The organism is Rathayibacter sp. VKM Ac-2759 (assembly GCF_009834225.1).
GTDB lineage: Bacteria > Actinomycetota > Actinomycetes > Actinomycetales > Microbacteriaceae > Rathayibacter.
In genome coordinates this window covers 3854233-3878474 of the sequence record NZ_CP047176.1, presented here as the reverse complement: position 1 = coordinate 3878474, position 24242 = coordinate 3854233, and the positions used below count along the sequence as shown (strand labels likewise).

Here is a 24242-nt window from a genome sequence, read left to right as displayed (position 1 = left end):
TCCTACGCGGCGACGCGCTCGTTCGCGTCGGCGAGCAGCGCGACCGAGCGCAGCCGCGCCTCCGTCACGAGGGACGCGTGGGCGACGATGACCTCGTCGACGTCGGCGGTGCGTGCGAAGTCGGCGACGTAGTCCGCCACCTGCTCGCCCGTGCCGACGCCGGTGTAGGTCGTCATGCTCGCCACGTGCGCACCGATCGGGGCGCTGAGCAGGGCGTCGAGCTCCTCGTCGTCGAAGGTGCGGTCGAGCGGGATCTGGCCGCTCTGGCGCAGCAGCATCATCAGCCGGGCGCGCTTCATCTGCGCGAACTGCTCGTGCGCGTCGTCGACGCTGTCGGAGGCGATCGCGTTCACTCCGGCGATCGCGTAGGGCGCGTCGAGCTGCTCGGAGGGGCGGAAGCCGCGGCGGTACTCGGCGACGGCCTGGTGCAGCGCGTCGGGCGCGAAGTGCGAGGCGAAGGCGTAGGGCAGCCCGAGGGCGGCGGCCAGCTGGGCGCCGAACAGCGAGGAGCCGAGGATGTAGAGGGGCACGCGGGTGCCGGCGCCGGGGGTGGCGCTCACGCCGGCCACGCGCGACTCGCCGGCGAGGAAGGCCTGGAGCTCGAGGACGTCCTCCGGGAACCGGTCGGACGACGCCGGATCGCGGCGCAGGGCGCGGAAGGTGGCCTGGTCGCTGCCGGGCGCGCGGCCGAGCCCCAGGTCGATGCGCCCCGGGTGCAGGGTCTCGAGGGTGCCGAACTGCTCGGCGATCTGCAGCGGCGAGTGGTTCGGCAGCATGACGCCGCCGGAGCCGAGACGGATCGTCGAGGTCTGCGAGGCGACGTGGGCGATGAGCACCGAGGTGGCGCTCGACGCGATCGACGCCATGTTGTGGTGCTCGGCGTACCAGACCCGGCGGTAGCCGCTCCGCTCGGCCTGCTGCGCCAGGGCCACGGACGCGGCGAAGCTGTCGCGCGCGGTCTCTCCGGGAGCGATGGGGGCGAGGTCGAGGATCGAGAGGGGAACCGTCATGTCAGAGGCAACGCGCGCGAGGCGCTCCGTGTTCCCCGGCGCGTCGTCGACCTCCGCGCTCAGCGCGAGCGGCACTCCAGGCTGAGCCAGAGCTCGAAGCAGGCGCTGCGCGACAGGGCGGTGGCGCCGATCGAGGCGCGTCCCATCCGGCCGGCATCGGGGCCGAAGACGTCCAGGAGCAGGTCGCTCGCGGCGTTCGAGACCTCGTTGAGGCGCTCGAAGCCGGGCGGGCAGAGCACGAAGCAGAGCCCGCGCGAGAGGGCGACGACCTCGTCGAGCGAGCCGAGCGCGAGGCGGATCATGCCGAGCGCGTTCACGGCGGCGTAGCGGGCCGCCTCCTGGGCCTGCTCCAGGGTGATGTCCACGCCGACCGAGCCGGGGTGCAGCAGGGCGCCGTCCCGCGACTCCGGAGTGATGCCGCTGAGCTCGAGCAGATCGCCCGTGCGGTGGAACGCGCGGAGGGAGGAGCCGTACCGGCCTCCATAGGGCGGGTTCGCGTAGTCGGGGATCACGAGACCCAGCTCGCGGGCGCGGAGTTCGGCGGAGTGCATGCGGGGCCTTTCGACGGGAACGCGCCCAGCGTATCCGGCAGTGGCGATAATGGATACAACCCACATAAGATGGGATCCATTACGCGGGACGGTTCCCGCCCGGAAGGACCTGCCAGATGACCCTCGGCCTCGACGGCGGTGCCCCCGCCGCCCCCGCGATGACGTCGATCGACGTCGCCGCCGAGCGCGCCCGCACGGCCGGCACCGCGGGGCGGCACTACTTCAACGCGGCCGGCGCCGGTCTGATGAGCGACGCGGTCCTCGAGACGGTGATCGCGCACCTCCGCCTCGAGCAGCGGGTGGGCGGCTACGAAGCGGCGAACCTCGTCGACCTCGACTCGGCCTACTCCTCGGCGGCCGCGCTGCTCGGCGCCGACTCCGACGAGATCGCCCTGTTCGACAGCGCCACCACCGGGCTCCGCGGCGTCTTCGACGCGCTCCGCCTCGGCCCGGGCGACACCGTGCTCGCCCCGCGCTCCAGCTACGTGAGCCAGGCGCTCCGGATGCTCGCGCTCGAGCGCCACGACGGGGTGCGACTGGTCGTCCTCCCCAACGACGAGAGCGGCGGCATCGATCTGGAGGCGCTCGAGGGCGCCCTCGCCACCGCCTCCGGCCGCACCGTGGTGAGCGCCGTGCACGTGCCGACCTCCTCCGGGCTGGTGGAGCCGGTCGCGGCCATCGGCGCGCTCGCCCGTCGCTACGGCGCGATCACGGTGCTCGACGCCACCCAGTCGGTCGGCCAGCTCGACATCGACGTGCGCGCGATCGGCTGCGACGCGCTCGTGACCACGGGACGCAAGTTCCTCCGCGGACCGCGCGGGACCGGCCTGGTCTACCTCCGCCGAGGGCTGCTCGACGGCCTCGGCGCCTGGGCGCCCGACGTGCGAGGCTCGCTGTGGACGAGCGCGGAGGAGTGGACGATGGACGGCACCGCGAGGGCCCTCGAGACCTGGGAGTCGTCGGTCGCCACCCGTCTCGGCCTCGGTGTCGCGCTGCGCGAGGCGCTCGAGCGCGGCATGCCCGCGACCGAGGCGCACCTGGTGGCCCTCGGCGCCCGGCTGCGCGAGGGGCTCGCGATGATCGACGGAGTCGCGGTCGCGGACCCGCCGTCGTCCGCCTCCGCCATCGTCACCTTCACCGTCGCGGGAGTGCCGGGCAGGCAGGCCTCGGCCGCGCTGCGGGAGGCGGCGGTCGACTCGCTCGCCGTGCCCGCCACGCACGCGCAGTGGGACCTCGGCGCCCGCGGCCTCGAGAGCGTCGTCCGCGTCTCGCCGCACGTGTACACCGACGACTCCGACGTCGACGCGCTGCTCGGCGCGGTGAGCGGGCTCGCGCGATGACGGTGCACGACGCGATCGTCGTCGGGCTCGGGATCCACGGCTCGGCGACCGCCTACGAGCTCGCCCTGCGCGGGCGCGACGTCGTCGGCCTCGAGCAGTTCGACCCGGGCCACGTGCGCGGCTCATCGCACGGCGCCACGCGGATGATCCGCCGCGCCTACCCGAGCCCCGTCTGGAACGACCTCGTCGACCGCGCCTTCCGCGGCTGGGAGCGGTGGGCTCTGGCCGACGGCGCCCCGTTCGTGCACCCCACCGGCGGCCACTACGCGCACCGCGGCGAGGCCTCGCTGCAGGGCGGCCGCAGCCGGCCGGTCGCCGACACGGCCCCCTCCCTCCGCACCCCCGCCGGCTACGGGGTCGTGCACGATCCCGACGCGGGGGTCGTCGAGGCGGCCCGCGCGCTCGCCTTCGCGCAGCAGGCGGCCGCCCGGGCCGGCGCCGACCTCCGCTTCGGCGAGGCGGTGCTCGACTGGAGCGTCGCCGACGGGATCGTCACGGTGCGCACCTCCGCGGGCGAGCTGCGCGGCCGCCGGCTCGTCGTCTCCGGAGGCGCGTGGGTCGGCACGCTGCTGCCCGAGACCGCCGGGTTCTTCGAGGTGCAGCGGATCCTCACGCTCACCGTGCCCGCCGGTCAGCGCCTCGCGCAGCCCCCCGCGCTCGGCTGCTTCTCGGTCGACCTGCCGGAGGGGCTCGTCTTCGGGCTGCCCGAGGCAGCCGGGTCCGGTGCCAAGATCGGCATCGACGCCGGCCCCGTCTGGGATCCCTCGGTGCCCGTCGCTCCGCCGACCGAGGCCGAGGTCGCGCACCTCGCCGAGCTGCTGGAGGCCTTCGTGCCCGGCATCGAGACCGCGGGCGGCGAGGCCGTCGCCTGCCTCTACACGATGACCCCCGACAAGCGCTTCGTCGTCGGCGAGCACCCCGAGCACCCCGAGGTGCTGCTCGCCGCGGCCTGCTCGGGCCACGGCTTCAAGTTCGGCCCCGCGATCGGCGAGGCGCTCGCCGATCTCGTCGAGGGGGTCGCGCGCCCCGACCTCGCCTTCCTCAGCCCCGCCCGTCTCAGCCCCGCCCGGAGGGTGACCCCCGCATGACCCCGCTCCCGCCCGCCCGCATCGCGGTCGCCGCTCCGCACCCCGCCGCCCTCGAGGCGGCCGCCGCCGCGATCGCCGACGGAGGCGACGCGATCGACGCCGCCCTCGCCGCGGCCACCGCGCTCACCGTCGTCTACCCGCACCAGTGCGGTCTCGGAGGCGATCTGATCGCCGTGGTCCGCCGCCCCGGCGAGCCCGTGGTCGCGGTGATCTCGGCCGGAGCCGCTCCGGCCGGCATCGACGTCGAGAGCCTCGCGCGCGAGGAGCGGATGCCCCGCCAGGGTGCGCAGACCGTGACGATCCCCGGAGTGGTCGCGGGCTGGAGCGCCCTGGCCGGACTCGGCGGATCACTCGGTCTCGAGGCGCCGCTGCGCCGCGCCGCGCGCCTCGCCCGAGACGGGTTCGCCGTCTCGGCCGGACTCGCCCGCGCGATCGACGCCCGTGCCGCCGAGCTGCAGGCCGATCCCGGCATGCGCGGCGTCTTCGGCGACGGCGCGGGCGGGCTCCTCGGCGAGGGCGATCCGCTCGTCCAGCCGGCGCTCGCCGCCTCGCTCGACGAGCTGGCCGAGGACCCCGACGTCTTCTACCGCGGCCGCATCGCCTCCTCCCTCGCCGCGCGACTGCGCGAGCTCGGCGGAGCGCACACCGCGGCCGACTTCGCCGCCCACGAGGCCGAGCTCGTCGAGCCGGCCACCGCTGAGACCGGAGGCGTCCGCTGGTGGGTCGCGCCGCCCCCGAGCCAGGGCGTGGTGCTGCTGGGCGTCCTGCCCGAGGCGCTCGCGGGCGACACCGCCGAGCTCGTCGCGGCCGTGCACGCGGCGGCGCTCGTGCGCCAGGAGGCGCTCGGAGATCCCCGCGGCGGAGTCGTCGACGTCGCGGCCATGCTCGACCCGCGCGGTCCGTCGCGCGAGGGCGCGCTGCCGCGGGCCGGTCGCGCCCTCGGGGACACCGTCGCCGTGACGGCCGCCGACTCCGACGGCACCGTCGTCACGCTGATCCAGAGCGTCTACCAGCTCTTCGGCTCGGGGATCCTCGACCCCGGCACCGGCATCGTGCTGCACAACCGCGGTTCCGCGTTCAGCACCGACCCCGCGCACCCCGCGCACGTGGGTCCCGGGCTCCGGCCGCCGCACACCCTCCTGCCCGTGATCGCGGAGGCGGGGAATCTCACCCTCGGCCTCGGCTGCCAGGGCGGCAGCGCCCAGCCGTGGATCCTCGCGCAGCTCGTCCGCGATCTCCTGGACGCCTCCGCCGACCCCGCCGCCGTGCTCGCCCGGCCGCGCTTCGTGATCGGCGCCCGCGACCTCGGACACGAGCGGATGACGCTCGTCGCCGAACCCGGAGTGGACGACGCGATCGCCGCCGCCACCGCACTCGGTCTGCCGGTGGCCGAGGCCGCAGGGCCGATCGATGAGGCCGGCCACGTGCAGCTCGTCCGCCTCCACCGCGACGGCCGCCTCGACGCGGCCAGCGACCCGCGCGCCGACGGGCGCGCCGTCGTCCTCTCCGCCTGACTCCGTCCGACCCCCGCTCCGACCCCCGAAGGAACGCCATGAGCTCCACCGCCCACGTCCTCGACCCGCTCGGCTCGGCCGAGATCGCCTCCTTCGTCGCCGCCGTGCGCGCGAGCGACCGCATCGGCGCCCGCCCGCGCTTCTGGGGCATCTCGCTCGACGAGGAGAAGGCGCGCGGCTCGCAGCCCGGCGGCCCCCGCCCGGTGCGCCTCGTGGTGATGGACCCCGACGCCCGCGCGGCGTGGGAGGTGCGCGGCTGGACGGCAGGACCCGACAGCGCCGCGATCGTGGAGCTGTGGACCGACGTCGACCACCGCCGCCCCGGGGTCTCGAGCGACGAGGCGCGGATGATCGCGCGGGCGGCCCGCGAGTCGCCGCTGCTCAAGGAGGCGCTCGCGCTCCGCGGCATCACCGACACCTCGCTGGTCTGGGTCGACCCGGAGTCGATCACCGGCTTCGTCCCGGAGGACCTCGCCGACCGCCGCCTCAGCTGGGGCACCGTCTGGTACCGCGAGTTCCCCGAGGACAACGGCTACGCGCGCCCCGTCGCGGGCCTCGTGCCGATCCTCGACCTCGACACGCTCGAGGTGATCCGCATCGAGGACCACGGCGTGATCCCGATGGCCAGCGAGACCGGTGTCTACACCGCCGGCACCTGGGGGCCGGACCGCGAGGTGTCGAAGCTGGACATCGTGCAGGCCGACGGCCCCGGCTTCGCGATCGAGGGCCACCGCGTCACCTGGCAGAACTGGTCGTTCCGCGTCGGCTTCAGCCACCGCGAGGGGCTCGTCCTGCACGAGCTCACCTACCTCGACGGAGGCGTCGAGCGCCCCGTCCTCGCCCGCGCGGCCGTCAACGAGATGTACGTGCCGTACCTCGACAGCGACCCCACCGCCTACCGCAAGAACTTTTTCGACTGGGGCGAGTACGGCGCGGGCCCGCTGACCGCGAGCCTCGAGCTGGGCTGCGACTGCCTCGGCGAGATCCGCTACTTCGACGTCGAGTACCTCGACGGCCACGGCGAGCCGCAGACCATCGCGAACGGCATCTGCCTGCACGAGGAGGACGACTCCATCCTCTGGAAGCACGTCAACACCCGCACCGGCAGCGCCGAGGTGCGCCGGAGCCGCCGCCTGGTGATCTCGAGCTTCGCCACCGTCGCGAACTACGACTACGGCTTCTACTGGTCGCTGTACCAGGACGGCTCGGTCGAGCTCGAGGTCAAGCTCACGGGCTTGATGTCGGTGAGCGGCATCGCCGACGGCGAGACGCCGCGCTCGGGCCGGCTCGTCGCGCCGAACGTGCAGGCGCCGACGCACCAGCACTACTTCGCGGTGCGCCTCGACACGGCGATCGACGGCCCGCTCAACCGCCTCGTCGAGGTGCACGCCGAGGTCGACCCCGACGAGGCGACGAACCCGTGGGGCAACGCGTGCATCGCCGTCGAGACGCCGCTGTCGACGGAGGCGCTTGGCGCGCGACGGGCGGACCCCGCGCGTGCGCTGCACTGGCGTGTCGAGAGCGAGTCGGCGCAGAACCGCTACGGCGAGAGCACCGCCTACCGTCTCGCGATCCAGAACACCGCGCAGCTCTACGCCCGCCCGGGCAGCGTCGTCGAGCGCAAGGCGCCCTTCGTCGCGCAGCACCTCTGGGCGAGCGCGTTCGATCCCGAGCAGCGCTTCATCGCGGGCGAGTACCCCAACCAGGGCGAGCTCGGCGACGACGGCGTGCACGTCTGGCAGCAGGCCGACCGCTCGCTCGAGAACGAGCGGCTCGTGCTCTGGCCGGTGCTCGGCGTGCACCACTTCCCGCGGCCGGAGCAGTGGCCGATCATGCCGGTGGACCGCATCAGCCTGCGCCTCGAGCCCGACGGCTTCTTCGACCGGAATCCGTCGCTCGACGTGCCGGCGTCGGAGTCGGACCACTGCGCGATGCCGAGCGGGGACCACGATCACGCGGCTCACGACCACGCGGCTCACGACCACGCGCAGCACGACGCGCACGCCGGCCACGAGCACGCCGAGCAGCAGCACGGGCACGAGGGCGGACGCTGATGGCCGAGCACCTCGCCGACCGCAGCGCCGTGGCGCTCGCCGCGGGCATCGCCTCCCGCGAGATCTCGGCCGTCGAGGTGATGCGCGCGCACCTCGAGCGGATCGAGGAGCGCAACCCCTCCCTCCGCGCCGTCGTCTCGCAGCAGCCCGACTCGGTCTCGCTCGCCGCGGCCGAGGCGGCCGACCGGCGGACCGCCGAGGCGCGCGCGGCGGGCGAGCCGCTGCCTCCGCTGCACGGCCTGCCCACCGCGGTGAAGGACCTGATGGACGTCGCGGGCTTCCCGACGACGAACGGCTCGGCGGCCTTCGCCGATGTCGCTCCCGCCGCGCACGACAGCGTGCTCGCGACGCTTCTCCGCGAGTCGGGCGCGCTGATCATCGGCAAGACGAACACTCCCGAGATGGGCCAGGGCGTGCTGACGTTCAACCCCGTCTTCGGCACGACCGTCAACCCGTGGGACACCTCCCGCCACGCGGGAGGGTCGAGCGGAGGCGCGGCCGCCGCCCTCGCCGCGCGGATGCTCCCGATCGCGGACGGCTCCGACAGCGGCGGCAGCCTCCGCTACCCCGCCGCGTTCTGCAACGTCGTCGGCGTGCGGCCGAGCCCCGGCCGGGTGGCCAGCGGGCGGACCGGCAACGCCTGGACCCCGCACGGCGTGACCGGCCCGATGGCGCGCGACTCCGCCGACGCCGCGCTGTTCCTCGACGCGCTGTCGGTCGAGAAGGGCGTCTGGCCGCTGTCGTCGCTGCCGGTGCACGCGGCCTCGCCGGTCTCGGTGGCGGGGCTGCGCGTCGCGTGGAGCGCGGACGCGGGCGGGTTGCCGATCGACCCCGAGGTGCGCTTCGTGCACGCGGCCTTCGCCTCGCAGCTCGAGGGACTGGGTGCGGTCATCGAGCTCGACGAGCCCGACTTCACCGGCGCCGACGAGGCGTGGGAGACCATCGAGACCTTCGAGTTCTTCCTCGGCGGCCGCCACGCGGTGGACGCCGGCGCGACAGGCTTCCGGCCCGACTACCTCCGCAACGTCGAGCAGGGCCGCGCGACGACCGCCACGCAGCTGGCCGACGCCTACGAGCGCCGCACCCGCCTCTTCCGCGACACCGCCGCGCTGCTCGAGCGCCACGACGTCCTGATCCTGCCCGCGACCCCGGTCGTCGCGCCGCCCGCCGACCTCGAGTGGGTGGCGGAGGTGGACGGCCGCGCCTTCGACCGCTACTTCACCTGGCAGATGCTCGCGAACCGCCTCACGCTGACCGCGCACCCGGTGGTCGTCACCTCCGCCGGCTTCACCGCCGCGGGCCTGCCCGTGGGCGTGCAGGTCGTCGGCCGCCACGGCCGCGAGGCGCAGCTGCTGGCCGTCACCCGCGCGATCGAGGAGGCGACGGGCTGGATCTCGCGGGCTCCGTCGTTCGCGTCCCTGCACAGCATCAGCTGAGAGGGGGCGGCCTCGGCTGTCGGGGGACGCCCCCTTCTCGTGGCTGATGTTGTGTGCCGCGCCGACCGTGCTCCCGCCCGCCGGAGCTGTGCGACTGCCGTCTCTCAGGCGCGTTCGGTCTCGCTGCGGGCTGAAAACGCAGGAGTTGTCGTACTCGCGGGTCGACTACGACAACTCTCGAGGAGTCGAGCGCGCTCAGCGGCGGTGCAGCAGCTTCGAGCTGATGCCCGCGAGAGCGGCGCTGAGAGACGACTCGAGTGCGCTGTTCGTCGAGTTGTAACGGCGCACCCCGATCGCCTGTTGGATCGGCTGCGTGGGTCAGGGGTGGCCGATTTGCTAGTGGCGCCGACTGAGTTGACGATCGTTGGCCGCGCGGTGTCCACCTGTTCCGTCCTTCAACGACTTCAAAAACCCACCGCACTTCGGCAAAGAGAGCGCTCTCACAAAACTCTTGACCTCGTCCGGAACCTCTCCGTATGCTCACAGCACACCTCGTGAGAGCGCTCTCACGGATACGACACAGCCGTGTGAGAGCGCTCTACGACGTGCCCTCACCATTTCACGAAGGAGTGACCGTGCCCTTTTCACGACGCACCAGGATCGCCGCGGCGATCGCCGGCGCCTCCGCCCTCGCCCTGATCGTCACCGGATGCTCGTCGGGCTCCGACGCGGCCGACGGAGGCGACATCGAACTGACCGTCACGACCTTCGGCACCATGGGGTTCGACGACCTCTACGCCGAGTACGAGGCGGCCAACCCCGGGGTCACCATCGTCCCCAACAACATCGACACCGGCGGCAACGCCCGCACCGACGCCTTCACGAAGCTCGCCGCCGGCTCCGGTCTCTCGGACGTCGTCGCGATCGAGGAGGGCTGGCTCGGCTCGGTCATGGAGGTGTCCGACCAGTTCGTCGACCTCCGCGACTACGGCATCGAGGACCGCAAGAGCGACTGGGTCGACTGGAAGTACCAGCAGGCGACCGACCCCGACGGGCGGGTCATCGGCTACGGCACCGACATCGGACCGGAGGGCCTGTGCTACAGCACGGCCGCGTTCGAGGCCGCGGGCCTTCCGACCGATCGCGCGGCGGTCGCCGAGCTGCTCGGCGGCGACGACGCGACCTGGGCCGACTACTTCGCAGCCGGTCAGACGTACCACGACGCCACGGGCAAGGCCTGGTACGACCACTCCGGATTCGTCTGGAACGCCATGGTCAACCAGCTCCCCGAGGGCTACTACACCTCCGACGGCGAGCTGAACGTCGAGGGCAACGCCGAGCTCGAGGAGCGCTGGGGCTGGCTCGCCGACGGCGCCGCCTCCGGTCTCTCGGCCGGTCAGAAGGCGTGGGACTGGAACAAGGGCAAGTCGTTCACCGACGGCACCTTCGCGACCTTCGTCTGCCCGGGCTGGATGCTCGGCGTGGTGAAGAGCAACGTCGAGGCCGGCGGCGGCGACCCGGAGGCGACCGGCTGGGACTTCGCCGACGTGTTCCCCGGCGGCCCCGCCAACTGGGGTGGGTCGTTCCTCTCGGTGCCCACGCAGTCGAAGCACCCCGCTGAGGCGGCGGCGCTCGCCTCGTGGCTCAGCGAGCCGGAGCAGCAGCTGAAGGCGTTCGACGTCGCCGGCCCGTTCCCGAGCACCACCGAGGCGCAGGGCGACCTGGCCTCCGCGGCCGAGGCGGACCCCGCTTTCAGCGGAGCACCGACCGGCGCGATCCTCGCCGAGCGCGCTGACGGAGTCGTCGCCCAGTACAAGGGCCCCGACGACTCGCTGATCCAGGAGAACGTCTTCGGCCCCGTCCTGCAGAAGGTCGACCGCGGCGAGCTCGACGGCGACAAGGGCTGGTCCGAGGCGCTCTCGCTCCTCGACGAGCTCGTCGACTGACCCACTCCCTCCGCCCCGAGGGCCCCCGGTCCGGCCGCCGCCGGACCGGGGGCCCTCGGGCCCTCCGACTCGAAGAGAGCGTCATGACGAGCACCCTCACTCCGCCCACCGCGGCCGCGCCGCCGGCCGGTCGGCGCCCCGCCCCGCGACTCCCGCTGACCTTCCGTCAGCGCGCGAGCCGCTTCGACGTCAAGGCGTCGCCCTACCTCTACATCTCGCCGTTCTTCGTGCTCTTCGCGATCACGGGAGCGTTCCCGCTCGTCTACACGCTGGTCGTGTCGCTCTACGACTGGCAGCTGCTGCAGGGCCAGGGCGACTTCGTCGGCCTCGGCAACTTCGCCGCCGTGCTCGGCGACCGCTTCTTCTGGAACTCGATCGGCAACACCCTCAGCATCTTCCTGATCTCGACGATCCCGCAGCTCGCCGTCGCGCTGCTGCTCGCGGCCGCCCTCGACCAGTCGCTGCGCGCCCGCACCTTCTGGCGCATGAGCGTGCTGCTGCCCTACGTGGTCTCGCCCGTGGCCGTGGCGCTGATCTTCTCGAGCATCTTCGGCGATCAGGACGGGCTCGTGAACAACCTCCTCGGCCTCGTCGGCATCGCTCCGATCGAGTGGACGAACGACCGCCTCGCCAGCCACGTCGCGATCGCGTCGATGGTCAACTGGCGCTGGACCGGCTACAACGCGCTGATCCTCCTCGCCGCGATGCAGGCCGTGCCGCGCGATCTGCACGAGTCCGCGGCGCTGGACGGCGCGGGCTCGTTCCGCCGCTTCGTCTCGATCACGATCCCGAACATCCGCCCGACCCTGATCTTCGTGATCATCACCGCCACCATCGGCGGCCTCCAGATCTTCGCCGAGCCGCGCCTCTTCGACGTGTCGAACGCCGGCGGCATCGGAGGCTCGGACCGCCAGTTCCAGACGACCGTCCTCTACCTGTGGGAGATGGCGTTCTTCCGCCAGAACTTCGGCGAGGCCGCGGCCGTCGCCTGGCTCCTCTTCCTCCTGATCGTCCTGATCGGACTCGTCAACTTCGCGATCTCGCGGCGCATCGCCTCCGTCGAGAACCGCGTCGTCTCGAAGCGGAGGCGGCGCAAGGCCACGGCTGACGAGATCGCCGCCACCGACCCCCTGCTGACCTCGACCGGCCTCGGCCAGAAGGCGAGCGGACGATGACCGCCCCTGCCACCACCGCGCCCTTCCCCGTCCGTCGTGGCCTGCGCCGGCGCGGTGCGGGCCGCGTCGACCGCCCCGGTTTCCTCACCTACGGGCTGCTGAGCGCCTTCATCCTCGGCTCGACCTATCCGCTGTGGTGGTCGTTCGTGGTCGCCAGCGGCTCGAACTCGACCCGCGGAGAGACCCTGCCGCTGATCCCGGGCGGCAACTTCCTCGCCAACGCCGCCACGGTCTTCACGGCGATCCCGTTCTGGACGGCGCTGCTGAACAGCGTGATCGTCTCGGGCATCATCACCCTCTCGGTCGTGTCGTTCTCGACCCTGGCGGGCTACGCCTTCGCGAAGCTGCGGTTCCGCGGCCGCGACGGGCTGATGATCGCGGTCGTCGCCACCATGGCGATCCCGACGCAGCTGGGCATCATCCCGCTGTTCATCCTGATGCGGCAGCTCGGCTGGACGGGCTCGCTCGGCGCCGTGATCGTGCCGACCCTCGTGACGGCGTTCGGCGTGTTCTTCATGCGCCAGTACCTGGTCGACGTCATCCCGGACGAGCTGATCGAGGCGGCGCGGGTCGACGGGGCGAACCAGTTCCGCACCTTCCTCACCGTGGCGGTGCCGGCCGCGCGACCGGCGATGGCGATCCTGGCGCTGTTCACGTTCATGATGGCCTGGACCGACTTCCTCTGGCCGCTGATCGTGCTGAGCCCGACGAACCCGACCCTGCAGACCGCGCTCGCGCAGCTGCAGTCGGGCTACTACGTCGACTACTCCGTGGTGCTCGCGGGTGCGGTGCTGTCGATCGTGCCGCTGCTCGTGCTGTTCGTCCTCGCCGGCAAGCAGCTCATCGCGGGGATCATGGGCGGAGCCGTGAAGGGCTGATCCCGGTGCCGGAGGCGACCCGCGCGGGGCCGTGAAGAGCGGAGTGGCCTCCGGGGGCGCGGCGGTCCGCCGACTCCGCTCGACTACTCTCAGCCTCGGATCCACCCGATCGAGAGGCACGCATGAGCAACGACACCGCATCCGCCGCGCCCACCCTCGAGGCCGTCGCCGCTCTCGCCGGAGTCTCGCGCGCCACGGTCAGCCGCGTCGTCAACAACTCCCCGCGGGTCAAGGAGGACGCGGTCCGCGCCGTCCGCAGCGCCATCGACGAGCTCGGCTACGTGCCGAACCTGGCGGCCCGCTCGCTCGCCAGCCGGCGCACCCGCGCGATCGCGCTCGTGGTCCCGGAGTCGACGGCGAAGGTGTTCGCGGATCCGTTCTTCGCCTCCGTGGTCCAGGGGGCGGCGCTGCGCCTGGCCGAGACCGAGTACACCCTCAACATCGTCATCGCGTCGGAGGCGACGCCCGAGAAGACCCGCCGCTACCTCCTCGGCGGCAATGTCGACGGCGCCCTCGTGGTGTCGCACCACAGCGGCGACCACTCCTACGCGCGCACCGCCTCCTCCCTCCCGATGGTCTTCGGCGGCCGGCCGCTCACCGACGAGAGCGACGGGTACGTGGTCGACGTCGACAACGTCGCCTCGGCCCGGTCGATGGCCGAGCACCTGCTCGGTCTCGCCAGGCGCCACCCGGCGATGATCGCGAGCCGCCAGGACATGCCCGCGGCGATCGACCGCCTCGCCGGCTGGCGCTCGGCCGTGGTCGCGGCCGGTCTCGACGACTCCCTGGTGGAGTACGGCGACTACACCCTCGACGACGGAGCCGCCGCGATGAGGCGACTGCTCGACTCCGGTCGCCCGATCGACGCGGTCTTCGCCTCGAACGACCAGATGGCGGCGGGCGCCCTGACGGTGCTGCGCGCCCGCGGTCTCCGCGTGCCGGCGGAGGTGGCGCTGGCCGGATTCGACGGCGACACCTTCGCGCAGGCGGGAGACCCCCCGATCACCACCATGCGCCAGCCGACCACCGGCTTCGGCGAGACGATGGCCTCCGTGCTCGTGCGGGTGCTCGCGGGCGAGGACGTCCCGCGCACCACGATCCTGCCGACCGAGCTGCTGGTGCGCGGCTCGACCGTCGCGGGGGCCTGACCCGGCGGCTCCCGAGTCGTCCCCGCAGCGCGCCCACCGCTCCGGGGGACGCGAGGAGCCCCGGAGCCGCGTCGCGGTCTCCGGGGCTCCTCGCGCGGGGTCAGCTGCCCGAGACGAAGGTCATCAGGAGTCGTCCCGAGAGCGCCAGCACCGCGGCGAGCCCGAGGATCCCGAGCACGTTCTGCCACCAGCGGTTGCGCAGGGCGCCCATCAGATCGCGGCGGTTGGCCATGATGATGATCAGTGCGGCGAGCACCGGTGCGACGAAGACGGTCAGCGCCTGGGCGATCACGATGAGCTGCACCGGGGACGACTGGAAGACCAGCGTGACGACGACTCCGAAGGCCAGGATGCTGGCGCTGACGATCTTCGCGGTGAGCGAGTTCGACGACGGCCCCCGCCCCACGGCGTCCGAGAGCATCGTGCCGCCGGCGGTCGCGTTGGCGATCATCGACGAGAAGGCCGCTCCGAAGAACCCGAGGGCGAAGACGGTCGAGCCGACCGGTCCGGCCAGGGGCTCGAAGACCCCGGCCAGCGCCACGATCGTGGGTGCGGCCTCGCCGGTCCGCCCGAGCACTGCCGAGGCGACGACGATCACCAGGGCGGTCATGACTCCGGGAGCGATGATGCCCGGGACCGTGTCGACCACGGTCACGTCGCGGTAGTCCTCGGCCGTGCGTCCGCGCTCCTTCGTCCCGTAGGCGGTGTAGAAGGCGGCGTTGATGCTGAAGTTGGTGCCGACGAGGGCGATGATGAGCAGCCAGGAGCCGTCCGGCGCGGTGGGGATCAAACCCGATGCGGCCTGCACCCAGTCGGGGTTCGCGATGAACGCACTGCCGATGAACGCGATCGCCATCAGCGCGACGATCACGACGAGGACCTTCTCGATCACTCGGTAGACGTTGCGCAGCAGCAGGAGGCTCGCCACGGCGACCGTGCAGATGACGGTCCACATCACGGGGGAGCCGCCGAAGAGCATCGACAGCCCGAGTCCTGATCCGACCGCGTTCCCGACCGAGAAGCAGAGGGTGATGAGGAACACGCCCGCGCCGGCGACGACGCCGACACCCTTGCCCAGGTGGTCCTTGATCGAGGAGATCAGCGAGACCGGCGAGGTGATGCCGAGTCTCACGCTCATGTCGGTCAGGACGATCATCAGGATCGTCGAGACGACGATGACCCAGATGAGCGCGTACTGGAACGCGCCGCCGGCCTGCACGGCAGTGGTGAGGTTGCCGGGCCCGAACTGCCAGGCGCCGGCGACGAACGCGGGGCCGATCAGTGCGAGCTGCTGCCAGAGGGAGCGCCGCTTCTTGCGCGCATCGACCATCGTGCGGATGGTCTCGGTCGAGATCCGGCCGTAGCCGGTGCCGGGGGTGCGGGCCGAGGCCCGAGTCTTGGTGCGCTCGCCCATGAGGGGAGCCTCCTTCTGCGCCAGGTGCGGCCGCGGCCGCGCAGTCTTCATTGACCAGGGGTGCCGCGAGCGGCGCCGGTGCATACGACCGGTGAGTCTACGAGTGGTGCGGAGGGGCGGGGCGGCATCGATCGGCGCCCCGCCCCCCGGGGGGATCAGGCCGGGACGCCGACCCGGTCGAGTCCGGCGGAGGCGAAGGCCGCCGCGATCTCGGCGTCGGCACCCGCGGGCAGCGGGAGCAGCGGGGTGCGCACCGTGGCGTGGTCGAGGATGCCGCGGTTCACGAGGCCCCACTTGAGCGCGACCGTGCCCTCCATGTGCGAGCCGCGGTGGTAGACGGCCTTCGTGACGGGGAGGAGGCGCTCGTGGATCTCGTGGGCGCGGGGGTAGTCCTGCGCCTTGCCGGCCTCGATGAGCTCGATGAGCGCCTCCGGGGCGATGTTGCCGTAGCCGACGAGCAGGCCGTCGACGTCGAACATGGTGGGCAGGAGGTACTCGTCGTGGCAGGACAGCACCTGCAGCTCGGGGTACGCGGCGCGCAGGGCGGGGATCTCGGTGTACCAGCGGCGCATGTTGCGCACGCCGTTCTTGGTGGCGAAGACGCCCTCCTGCCCGGCGATCTCGAGCTGGGTGTCGAGGTCGTAGGTGGCCTTGGTGTTGTCGGGGTACTGGAACAGGATGAGCGGCAGGCCGCTCGTCTCGTAGATCTCCTGGTAGCGGGTCTGCGGGGCGCCGGTCTGGTAGCCGAAGCGCAGCCAGCCGTGCGACGGGTAGACGAGTCCCGCGGCGGCGCCCGCCGAGACCGCGCGCTCGGCCTCGAGCGCGGCGACCTTGTTGCCCTCGCCGGTGATGCCGGCGATGACGGGCACGCGGCCCTCGGTCGAGTCGACGAACGCGCGGATGACGCTGAGCTGCTCGTCGACGGTGAGGAAGGTGCCCTCTCCGGCGTGGCCGAGGACCACGAGGCTCTTGACGCCGTCGATCGATCCCAGCCAGGAGCCGAGGCGCTGGATCGCGTCGAAGTCGATGTCACCCTCGGGGGTGAACGGGGTCACGGGGGCGGGGTTCAGTCCGCGGAGGTCGAGGCTCATCGGTCTCTCCAAACTCTTCGTCGAGTGCCGCATCCCGATGATGCGAACGTTATTGGGAACGTTTGCAAGCATGCGGGGCGGGCGCGATCCTGTCAAGACCCCGCCGGTCCGGGAATCGGTCGGCGCCCGGCCTTCCCCGGGTCCGCCGCCCCCCGCACGGCGACGGGCACCGCGTGGCGCCGGGTAGCATCGGCTCCGTCGACGGCGGCCGTCGGCGGCGCGAACGGGGCCGAGGATGAGCCAGAACTTCCTGCACGGCGCGACTCTCAAGGACGTCGCAGAGCTCGCGGGGGTGAGCATCTCCACCGCGTCGCGGATCCTCGATCCGCGCAGCACGGCCCGGGAGTCGGCGACGACGCAGCGGGTGCGCGAGGCCTCCGAGAAGCTCGGCTACCGTCGCGATCACGCGGCGTCCAGCCTCCGCCGCCGGGGGACCAGCACCATCGGCGTGCTCGTGCCGCGGCTGTCGGACGCCGTCATGGGGATCCTCTACGAGGAGATCGCGCGCGAGTGCGAGCACCACGACCTCTCGGCCCTCGTCGCGACGACCCAGGACGACCCGGAGCGTGCGCGACAGGCCACCCGCTCCCTCCTGTCCCGCAAGGTCGACGCGCTGATCCTGACGACGGCACGCCTCGACGACGGCCTGCCCGGCGAGCTGCGCGCCGAGAGCATCCCGCACGTCCTCGCGCTGCGGGCCGACGGGGTCAGCCCGAGCGTGGTGACCGACGACGAGCTCGGCGGCTACCTCGCCGTCCGCCACCTCGGCGACCTGGGTCACCGGCGCATCGGTCTGATCTGCGGACCCCGCTACGCCTCCAGCGCCGTCGGCCGCCTCGCCGGGGCGCGTCGGGCGGTCGCCGAGCTCGGGCTCGACGCCGACCCCGCCCTCGTGGTCGGCGCGGGGTTCTCGGTCGAGGAGGGCGACGACTCGATGGAGCGCCTCCTCGCCCTGCCGCACCCGCCGACCGCGGTCTTCGGAGTCACGGATCACGCGGCCATCGGCGCGATGGCGGCGATCGCCCGCCACGGCCTCACGACTCCGGGCGACGTCTCGGTCGTCGGGTACAACGACATCCCTCTCGCGCGCCACCTGCCCACGCCGCTCAGCAGCGTCCGGGCCTCGCTCGACCTGATCGCGCAGAGCGCGGTGAGGATGCTGGTCGACGGCGGTCGCGACGACCACATCGTGCTGCCGCCGACGATGATCCCCCGGGCGACCAGCGGCCGACCGGCCTAGGGGTCAGTCGGGGCGCGACGAGGTGTCGGTCGGCCACTCCGAGTACCACTCGGGCTCCTCGGCCGCCTGCTGGTCCTCGAGGCGGACGGGGTGCGGCCGGAGACCGCTCCGGCGCGCCTCCATCTCGGTGACGATCGCCTCGTCCCCGGGGAGCCCCTCCGGGCCCCCGGCGCTGTCGGCGAAGAGCTGGCTGGACGGGCCGATCAGCATCTCGGCCTCGTCCCGGTCGCCGTCCTCGGTGAGGCCCACGAGCATCACGGTGTCGGAGGTGCGCTCGAGCGCGAGATCGCGGGCGTAGGCGAGCAGAGCGTGGGCCACGGTGTCCCCGACCAGGAGGCTGCCGCCGGCGTATCGGAGTCGTTTCATGGCTCAACCCTCCGCCGCGCTCATCGGTCGGGGGAGGGGGTTACGCTCGCGCCGCGTCGCGGCTACGGAGGCGGCGTCAGCCCGTGAAGACCGTGGAGGAGCGGCGCTCGTACCAGTGGGCGAGGTGCTCGCCGGCGCGGAGGACGTGCTCGCGCATGATGTCGGCGGCGCGGTCTCGATCGCCGGCCACGAAGGCCTCGACGATCTGCTCGTGCTCTCGGAAGTTCTCCTCGCGGTGGCGGGAGTTCTCGCGAAGCACCAGGCCCGAGACGTTGCGCGGGAAGGCGTCGTTGATCTCGTTGAGCATGCGGCCGAGGCGCGTGTTGCCGGACGCCCGGTAGATCAGGCCGTGGAACTGGTCGTTCGCGGTGCCGTCGCGGTCGTCGGCGGTGCCGGCCGCGACGGCCAGCGAACGCTCGTACATGGCGGTGTTGACGGCGCGCAGCTCGGCGATGGTCGCGTCGTCGAGGCGGTCGACGGCGCGGCGGGCGGCGAGCGACTCGAGCTCGGCGCGCACCTCGTAGGCCTCGCGCACCTCCCACGGCACCGGCACGCGCACGACGGCTCCGCGGTTCGGGACGACCTCGATGAGCCCGCCGGTCTGCAGCTGGCGAAGGGCCTCGCGCACCGGCGTGCGGCTGATGCCGAACTGCGAGGCGAGATCGGCCTGGCGCAGCGGGGCGCCGATCGGGATCTCTCCCGACATGATCTTCGCGCGGATGCGCGCGGCCAGATCGTCGACGAGTGCGTTGTCGCCCTGGATGGTCACGGCGTGATCCCCCCTGATCGAGCGGCCGAACTGCCGGCCGGGATCCAATCATGGCAGGAGTTGGATCCCTTTCCGGAGCGGCGCCCGCCTGTTCTCTCGGCGAGCGGGGCGGGCCTCGGCCGGGTGGGGTCTAGGGCGCGGCGGGCTTCGGCGTCCGCGCCGCGGAGGTGAGGAGGGACGCGCCCGCGACCACGACGAGCACGACGATCATCGCGCCGCGGAGGCCGTAGTGCTCGCCGAGGAAGCCGAGCAGCGGCGGCCCGACGAGGAACGCGACGTAGCCCGCGGCGGCGACCGCGCCGACCGTCGTGGTGGGGTCGTCGCTCTCGCCCGCGGCCGACAGCGTGACCGGGAAGCCGAGCGCCGCGCCGAGCCCCCAGAGCAGCACGGCGAGGCCGGCGACGACGACGCTGTCGGAGAAGACGACGAGCGCGATCCCGGCCGCCGACACGAGGGCGCTGACGCACAGCACGGCGGGCTTGCCGAAGCGGGCGAGGAGGGGCTCGCCCGAGAAGCGGCCGATCGTCATGGCGAGCGCGAACCCGGCGAAGACGAGCGAGCCCACCGTCGCGCTGGCCCCGTGGCCGTCGACCATGATCAGCGGCAGCCAGTCGCCGGCCGAGCCCTCGGCGAGGGCGAGCGCGAGGACGATGAGGCCGAGGAACACGATGCGCCGCTGCTTCCAGACGGCGAGCTGGGCGCCGAGTCCGGGGGAGCCCGCGCCGCCCGCCTCCTGCCGGCCCGTGGTCGCCGGGATCTTCGGCACCGCCCAGAGCATCGCCGCCAGCGCGAGGGCGGAGACGACGAGGAGGTGGATCCAGACCGGGAACGCGATCGCCGTCATCGCGATGCCGGCGAGCGCGCCGATCACCGAGCCGAGGCTGTAGCAGCCGTGCAGGACGGGCAGGATCGACCGGCCGGAGGCCTGCTCGATCGCGGCGCCCTCGATGTTGATCGCGATCTCGGCCAGGCCGAAGCCGGCGCCGACGCCGACGAGCCCGATGAACACTCCGATGCCCTGGCCCAGACCGGCCGAGCCGGCGAGGAGGGCGAGGCCGGTGACGAAGGAGGCGCCTCCGATGATGATCGGCCGGCGCGCGCCGAAGCGGCGCACCAGGGCCGCGGAGCAGAGGATGCCCGTCATCGAGCCGACCGAGATGCCGAAGAGGATGAGCCCCATCTCGGCGGTGCTCGCCTGCACCAGATCGCGCACGGCGGGGGTGCGCACGATGAACGAGGCGAGGCCGATGCCGATCGTGAGCATGAAGGCGAAGATCGCGGCCCGGCGGCGGCGCAGCGGCGGCGACAGCGGCGCGCGCGTGGAGGTCCGGGCGGCGTCGACAGTCATGCCTCCGAGCCTAGGGGGAGCCTCCGACACCGCGGGTGCGGGTTCTGCTGTCGAGGCATGCACGCCTGCGGCAGCCGACACCGACGGCGTCCGATCCTGCCGGAGGTTCTCCGCCCCGGCGTCTGAGCGGCTACCTTCCGTCGTGTGATCGATCGACCGCCCGCCGAGCCGCTCCGCGCCCTGGGGTGGTCGGCAACACACGCCCCGGGCCTCCGCCTCGAGTCGGCCGGACTGCGCGGCTACCACTTCGGCCGGGCGTGGTCGCGTACGGGCACCTACCAGTCGGTGATGGAGCCCGGCGCCGTGTCGATGGTCCTACCGGAAGAGGGGACGGGCGTGATCGTGCACGACGGGGTCGAGACCCCCTACTCGCCGCACGACCTGATCGTCCTCGACGGAGCGCTCGGCTCGACGACGGAGCTGCACGAGCCGACCGCCCGCTACCTGTGGCGCTTCGACGCGTCGCGGTTCGACCGGCTCTCCTCCCTGGCGCTGTTCGGCGTGGCGCTCCCGGTGCGGCAGGGTGTCTGGGGGTCGGCGCGAGGGTTCACGAACAGCCTGATCCAGGGCGAGCCGGAAGCGATGCTCTCGCCCCTCACGGTCCGCGCGAGCGAGAACCTGCTCGCCGCGGTCCTCGACTCCGCCGCCTCCGACCTCGATCGGCGTAGCCCTGAAGAGGTCTACCCGGAGGCGCTCGCGGTACTCGCCGCACGCCGGTGCGATCCGGCGTTCACCGTCACGCGGCTCGCCAGCGAGTTGCGCGTGACGGCGCGGACTCTGCAGCGCGCCTTCGAGACGGGCGAGCGCACGGCGTGCGAGGTGCTCGACCGGGCGCGAGCCGAGACCCTGCGCGCCCGGCTGGGCGGGGTGGACCGGGCGGAGGGGGAGTACGCGCGTCTCGCGGCCGCGTCGGGCTTCGACTCGGCCGACCAGGGCCGCCGAGCCGTCGCGCGCCTGCTGCGGGGGATCTCGAAGCGGCGGTGAGGATGCGCGCGCCTTCGCAACGGCATTCTCACCTGCAGTGTTCTGCCGGGCGATAGAGGCCGGAGAAGGCTGTCTCGAAGATTCGTGCGCCGAAACGGAATTCGGTAGATCCACTTGTTGCTACGCCTCGCGGAGGCCGTAAGCGGCGAGGCGTCATAGCCGCTGCCATCCTCTCTGCACAGCACGCGCCCTTACCGGGGGTATCTGAAGAGGTCTCGAGGCTCTTGCCGAGCGGAGGCTAGGAGGGCGGGAGAGCGGGAGTTCTTCCGCCCCCGAACGGTGCAGGGGCGGTCGAAGTGGAGGGATGCGGCATCGCGTGCAAGTTCAACGGACACTGAACTCTTCCTCCTCCGCGAAGCCTTCTGCGGACCGTATCCGCTCGGGCTCGGCGCGCACGCACGTCCGACGTTCGATCCGACGAGAATTTTTCCACGATCGAGGCTCGCCATTGGCGAGGAAGACCTGATCCCTCTGACGGACTGCTGGGACGCGCGGATGCTTTCCATGGCTCAGCGTGAGTGAGGGCCTCACCAGATGTGGCAAGGCCCTCACTCACTCTTCTCTGTTCGATACGGGGGCGGAGTCAGCCGCTCCTAGGCGCAGTCGGGGCCTTTGACGTAGAACACGGCGCCGTCGTTGGAGACGACGTCGGTGACGCCGGTGTTGGCCTGGCTCCAGCCGCTCGGGCCGCCTCCCCAGAGGACGCCGTTGGAGTCGAGGGCCTGGACCTGGGTGACGCCGTTGGTGTCGCGGGTCGAGTAGACCGAGACGATGCCCGTGGGCTGGGGGCTTCCGCCGTAGAGCGCTCCGGTACCGTCGTACACCTGGCCGTCCTTGACGTAGAACACGGCGCCGTCGTTGGAGACGACGTCGGTGACGCCGGTGTTGGCCTGGCTCCAGCCGCTCGGGCCGCCTCCCCAGAGGACGCCGTTGGAGTCGAGGGCCTGGACCTGGGTGACGCCGTTGGTGTCGCGGGTCGAGTAGACCGAGACGATGCCCGTGGGCTGGGGGCTTCCGCCGTAGAGCGCTCCGGTACCGTCGTACACCTGGCCGTCCTTGACGTAGAACACGGCGCCGTCGTTGGAGACGACGTCGGTGACGCCGGTGTTGGCCTGGCTCCAGCCGCTCGGGCCGCCTCCCCAGAGGACGCCGTTGGAGTCGAGGGCCTGGACCTGGGTGACGCCGTTGGTGTCGCGGGTCGAGTAGACCGAGACGATGCCCGTGGGCTGGGGGCTTCCGCCGTAGAGCGCTCCGCTACCGTCGTACACCTGGCCGCCGATGACTGCGGGTGCGGTTACCTGGGCCGATGCAGTGAGAGTGCCCGATGCGGCGTTGAAGATGCTGTTTCCGCCCCTCGCCGGAACGACGATGTCGGGAAGGGTGACCGAGCCGTCCGCCTGGGTGAAGCCGTTCCAGGTGCTCCCGCCGCTCGCGAAGGTGTAGCCGTTCGCCAGGGTCACGGAGACGGGTTCGCCGGCACCGGCCGGGGTCGTCCCATCTGTCGTCAGCTGGACCTTGACGCCGACGATGTCGCTGCACGGGGTGCCCGAATAGCTGGGCAGGGTGAAGGCGAGGGTCGGGTTGCCGGAAGCGGCGGCGAAGGGCGCTCCGACCGCCATCGCCACGACTGGCACCGACCAGGCCGTTCCCTTCACCAGGGTGCGACGGCCTACGCCATCGGGGTTGGGGACCGTCCAGTCCTCGCCGATCTTGATGTCTCGCATGGGCAGGTCGTCTCTGGTCACAGTGTTCTCCGTCTGATCTATTCGGGTGGGGATCGAATAGATCGTGACGGAATCTCGGCTATTTCATGACGGTTCTTCGTGTTTATGTCCGGTACTGGTGGAAAGAAATGGCCGTTTTCTGTCCCTTGTCGACGCGGCGAGCTCGTGCTGATTGACTCCAGAACCAGGCGAAGCGCCTCCGGCCGCGCGGCGGTCGAGAAAGGACCCGACACCTCGCCCACGGAGGAGTGCCGCTATGCCCTCTGCGTCGGTGGTCTCCACGTCGCTGCGCGGCGCCGAGGGCGCGTCGTGGTTCCGGCACCGCGGAGTGGAGGTCGTCGACGCCGAGGGACTCCAGCTCTATGCCAATGAGATCCATGATGCGAATACCCGCCTCACGCGGGTCTGGCACAGCCGGATCGATATCGATGTCCATATCGGGAGCAGAGACTCGTCGATCGTCCTGATTCAGATCGAGGGGGTGGCTCTCCTCGAGATGGAGGGGGAGGGGAGCGTGAGAGAGCTCCATCCCGGCGGATTCGCCCTCTTTCCCGCGGGGACGACATTCTCGATGCGATCGACCGGAGAAGTCGCCCGGTACGAGGCGAGCTTCGATCTCGGGAACCTCCCTCCGGCATTCCGAGAGAGGGTCGCCTCCGGACTCGTCGAGAACGAACCGCTCCCCGGCTATCGCCAACTGGTCGTGGGCGCCGCGAGCAGTGCGCTGACGTTCGAGCTGGCGTCGGCCCAGCCGGGTTTCGCCTTCTTCCTCCACGGGTTCACCTCGTTCGTCACTGCCCTCATCGTGCAGACACTCGAGGACCGGGCAGTGAAGTCGGGCAGAGGCGCCTCCCTGTACGACCTGGCGCTCCGAGTGATCGAACGCGAATCGAAGGATCCGGACTTCGCGGTCACCGAACTCGCGGATGCGGTAGGGGTATCACTGCGGCACCTCCGCCGGGTATTCGCTGAGCACGGAACCACTCCGACGTCGGCCCTCCGGGACGAGCGGCTGAGAACGGCGTACGGATTGCTCTCCGCTCCCGCTGGAGGGGCCCGGGTCTCCCGGGAGGCGATCGCCCATCTCTCCGGATTCCGTGACGCGCGAACTCTGCGTCGGGCACTCGACCTGTCTGCCGGCGAGAGGGGCAGGGGTAGCGGAGGCGGCGCCTCCGACTGGTGACGCGGCCGTCGGTGCGCGCTCGCGACGCGGGGAGAGGGTCGCA

20 protein-coding genes are annotated in these 24242 nt (G+C 72.1%); 12 read left to right on the top strand and 8 right to left on the bottom strand.

The window, feature by feature from the left end; translation table 11 throughout:
• Positions 1–2 precede the first annotated feature (2 nt).
• Together GSU68_RS18040 and GSU68_RS18035 are read right to left on the bottom strand one after the other, a co-directional pair.
• Positions 3–1010 carry an LLM class flavin-dependent oxidoreductase gene (locus tag GSU68_RS18040; RefSeq protein WP_159910009.1) on the bottom strand — a complete coding sequence of 336 codons (1008 nt, stop codon included), beginning with the start codon at positions 1008–1010 and terminating at the stop codon, positions 3–5.
• Positions 1011–1069: 59 nt separating this feature from the next.
• A complete protein-coding gene (locus GSU68_RS18035) occupies positions 1070–1561 on the bottom strand; it encodes a RidA family protein (protein ID WP_159910008.1) in 492 nt (163 codons plus the stop codon).
• A gap of 116 nt (positions 1562–1677) precedes the next feature.
• On the opposite strand from GSU68_RS18035, the gene GSU68_RS19765 reads away from it, so the two are divergent.
• The 9 genes from GSU68_RS19765 (at position 1678) to GSU68_RS17995 (ending at position 14080) form a co-directional block, all read left to right on the top strand.
• The gene (locus tag GSU68_RS19765; protein WP_208544618.1) at positions 1678–2901 is read left to right on the top strand and encodes an aminotransferase class V-fold PLP-dependent enzyme; all 1224 of its coding nucleotides are present in this window, start codon (positions 1678–1680) and stop codon (positions 2899–2901) included.
• Positions 2898–3989 carry an FAD-dependent oxidoreductase gene (locus GSU68_RS19760; RefSeq protein ID WP_208544617.1) on the top strand — a complete coding sequence of 364 codons (1092 nt, stop codon included), beginning with the start codon at positions 2898–2900 and terminating at the stop codon, positions 3987–3989. Before GSU68_RS19765 ends, GSU68_RS19760 begins: the two co-directional genes overlap by 4 nt.
• A complete protein-coding gene (locus GSU68_RS18025) occupies positions 3986–5503 on the top strand; it encodes a gamma-glutamyltransferase (protein WP_159910007.1) in 1518 nt (505 codons plus the stop codon). The genes GSU68_RS19760 and GSU68_RS18025 overlap by 4 nt, the downstream gene beginning before the upstream one ends.
• Before the next feature lie 38 nt (positions 5504–5541).
• A complete protein-coding gene (locus GSU68_RS18020) occupies positions 5542–7557 on the top strand; it encodes a primary-amine oxidase (RefSeq protein ID WP_159910006.1) in 2016 nt (671 codons plus the stop codon).
• A complete protein-coding gene (locus GSU68_RS18015; RefSeq protein WP_159910005.1) occupies positions 7557–8993 on the top strand; it encodes an amidase family protein in 1437 nt (478 codons plus the stop codon). The genes GSU68_RS18020 and GSU68_RS18015 overlap by 1 nt, the downstream gene beginning before the upstream one ends.
• A gap of 575 nt (positions 8994–9568) precedes the next feature.
• Positions 9569–10879, top strand: a complete 1311-nt coding sequence (locus tag GSU68_RS18010) for an extracellular solute-binding protein (protein ID WP_244259334.1) — start codon at positions 9569–9571, stop codon at positions 10877–10879.
• A gap of 83 nt (positions 10880–10962) precedes the next feature.
• Positions 10963–12054 (top strand): sugar ABC transporter permease, encoded by a 1092-nt coding sequence (locus tag GSU68_RS18005; protein ID WP_159910003.1) that lies wholly within the window; start codon positions 10963–10965, stop codon positions 12052–12054.
• On the top strand, positions 12051–12932 hold the full coding sequence (locus GSU68_RS18000; protein ID WP_159910002.1) for a carbohydrate ABC transporter permease: 882 nt from the start codon (positions 12051–12053) through the stop codon (positions 12930–12932). The genes GSU68_RS18005 and GSU68_RS18000 overlap by 4 nt, the downstream gene beginning before the upstream one ends.
• Positions 12933–13054: 122 nt before the next feature.
• Positions 13055–14080, top strand: a complete 1026-nt coding sequence (locus tag GSU68_RS17995; RefSeq protein ID WP_159910001.1) for a LacI family DNA-binding transcriptional regulator — start codon at positions 13055–13057, stop codon at positions 14078–14080.
• A 100-nt stretch (positions 14081–14180) separates the two neighbouring features.
• On the opposite strand, the gene GSU68_RS17990 is transcribed toward GSU68_RS17995, so the two are convergent.
• On the bottom strand, positions 14181–15494 hold the full coding sequence (locus GSU68_RS17990) for an Nramp family divalent metal transporter (RefSeq protein ID WP_208544616.1): 1314 nt from the start codon (positions 15492–15494) through the stop codon (positions 14181–14183).
• 155 nt (positions 15495–15649) lie between these two features.
• Complete coding sequence (locus GSU68_RS17985) at positions 15650–16585, bottom strand: dihydrodipicolinate synthase family protein (RefSeq protein ID WP_159910000.1); 936 nt, start codon at positions 16583–16585, stop codon at positions 15650–15652.
• Positions 16586–16820: 235 nt separating this feature from the next.
• Here GSU68_RS17985 and GSU68_RS17980 point away from each other — a divergent pair, with 235 nt between their 5' ends.
• Positions 16821–17825, top strand: coding sequence for a LacI family DNA-binding transcriptional regulator (locus tag GSU68_RS17980; protein WP_159909999.1), 1005 nt, complete (start codon positions 16821–16823; stop codon positions 17823–17825).
• A 3-nt stretch (positions 17826–17828) separates the two neighbouring features.
• Here GSU68_RS17980 and GSU68_RS17975 read toward each other — a convergent pair whose 3' ends face one another.
• From GSU68_RS17975 to GSU68_RS17965, 3 genes are all read right to left on the bottom strand, one after another.
• Positions 17829–18191 carry a hypothetical protein gene (locus GSU68_RS17975; protein ID WP_159909998.1) on the bottom strand — a complete coding sequence of 121 codons (363 nt, stop codon included), beginning with the start codon at positions 18189–18191 and terminating at the stop codon, positions 17829–17831.
• A gap of 76 nt (positions 18192–18267) precedes the next feature.
• On the bottom strand, positions 18268–18960 hold the full coding sequence (locus GSU68_RS17970) for a GntR family transcriptional regulator (RefSeq protein WP_208544615.1): 693 nt from the start codon (positions 18958–18960) through the stop codon (positions 18268–18270).
• Positions 18961–19090: 130 nt separating this feature from the next.
• A complete protein-coding gene (locus GSU68_RS17965) occupies positions 19091–20308 on the bottom strand; it encodes an MFS transporter (protein WP_159909997.1) in 1218 nt (405 codons plus the stop codon).
• Between the two features lie 144 nt (positions 20309–20452).
• Between GSU68_RS17965 and GSU68_RS17960 the strand changes: the two genes are divergently transcribed.
• A complete protein-coding gene (locus GSU68_RS17960) occupies positions 20453–21292 on the top strand; it encodes a hypothetical protein (protein ID WP_159909996.1) in 840 nt (279 codons plus the stop codon).
• A gap of 593 nt (positions 21293–21885) precedes the next feature.
• Here GSU68_RS17960 and GSU68_RS17955 read toward each other — a convergent pair.
• Positions 21886–23016, bottom strand: a complete 1131-nt coding sequence (locus GSU68_RS17955; protein ID WP_159909995.1) for a hypothetical protein — start codon at positions 23014–23016, stop codon at positions 21886–21888.
• 256 nt (positions 23017–23272) lie between these two features.
• Here GSU68_RS17955 and GSU68_RS17950 point away from each other — a divergent pair, with 256 nt between their 5' ends.
• Complete coding sequence (locus tag GSU68_RS17950; protein WP_159909994.1) at positions 23273–24199, top strand: helix-turn-helix domain-containing protein; 927 nt, start codon at positions 23273–23275, stop codon at positions 24197–24199.
• The last annotated feature ends 43 nt before the right edge of the window (positions 24200–24242 follow it).

Bases quoted from the DNA above. Each gene is read 5' to 3' on its own strand.
- GSU68_RS17950 (WP_159909994.1), top strand. From the start codon at position 23,273: ATGCCCTCTGCGTCGGTGGTCTCCACGTCGCTGCGCGGCGCCGAGGGC.
- GSU68_RS18040 (WP_159910009.1), bottom strand. From the start codon at position 1,010: ATGACGGTTCCCCTCTCGATCCTCGACCTCGCCCCCATCGCTCCCGGA.
- GSU68_RS19760 (WP_208544617.1), top strand. From the start codon at position 2,898: ATGACGGTGCACGACGCGATCGTCGTCGGGCTCGGGATCCACGGCTCG.
- GSU68_RS18020 (WP_159910006.1), top strand. From the start codon at position 5,542: ATGAGCTCCACCGCCCACGTCCTCGACCCGCTCGGCTCGGCCGAGATC.
- GSU68_RS17985 (WP_159910000.1), bottom strand. From the start codon at position 16,585: ATGAGCCTCGACCTCCGCGGACTGAACCCCGCCCCCGTGACCCCGTTC.
- GSU68_RS17975 (WP_159909998.1), bottom strand. From the start codon at position 18,191: ATGAAACGACTCCGATACGCCGGCGGCAGCCTCCTGGTCGGGGACACC.
- GSU68_RS17990 (WP_208544616.1), bottom strand. From the start codon at position 15,494: ATGGGCGAGCGCACCAAGACTCGGGCCTCGGCCCGCACCCCCGGCACC.
- GSU68_RS17980 (WP_159909999.1), top strand. From the start codon at position 16,821: ATGAGCCAGAACTTCCTGCACGGCGCGACTCTCAAGGACGTCGCAGAG.
- GSU68_RS18025 (WP_159910007.1), top strand. From the start codon at position 3,986: ATGACCCCGCTCCCGCCCGCCCGCATCGCGGTCGCCGCTCCGCACCCC.
- GSU68_RS18000 (WP_159910002.1), top strand. From the start codon at position 12,051: ATGACCGCCCCTGCCACCACCGCGCCCTTCCCCGTCCGTCGTGGCCTG.
- GSU68_RS17955 (WP_159909995.1), bottom strand. From the start codon at position 23,016: ATGCGAGACATCAAGATCGGCGAGGACTGGACGGTCCCCAACCCCGAT.
- GSU68_RS18015 (WP_159910005.1), top strand. From the start codon at position 7,557: ATGGCCGAGCACCTCGCCGACCGCAGCGCCGTGGCGCTCGCCGCGGGC.
- GSU68_RS18035 (WP_159910008.1), bottom strand. From the start codon at position 1,561: ATGCACTCCGCCGAACTCCGCGCCCGCGAGCTGGGTCTCGTGATCCCC.
- GSU68_RS17995 (WP_159910001.1), top strand. From the start codon at position 13,055: ATGAGCAACGACACCGCATCCGCCGCGCCCACCCTCGAGGCCGTCGCC.
- GSU68_RS19765 (WP_208544618.1), top strand. From the start codon at position 1,678: ATGACCCTCGGCCTCGACGGCGGTGCCCCCGCCGCCCCCGCGATGACG.
- GSU68_RS18005 (WP_159910003.1), top strand. From the start codon at position 10,963: ATGACGAGCACCCTCACTCCGCCCACCGCGGCCGCGCCGCCGGCCGGT.
- GSU68_RS17965 (WP_159909997.1), bottom strand. From the start codon at position 20,308: ATGACTGTCGACGCCGCCCGGACCTCCACGCGCGCGCCGCTGTCGCCG.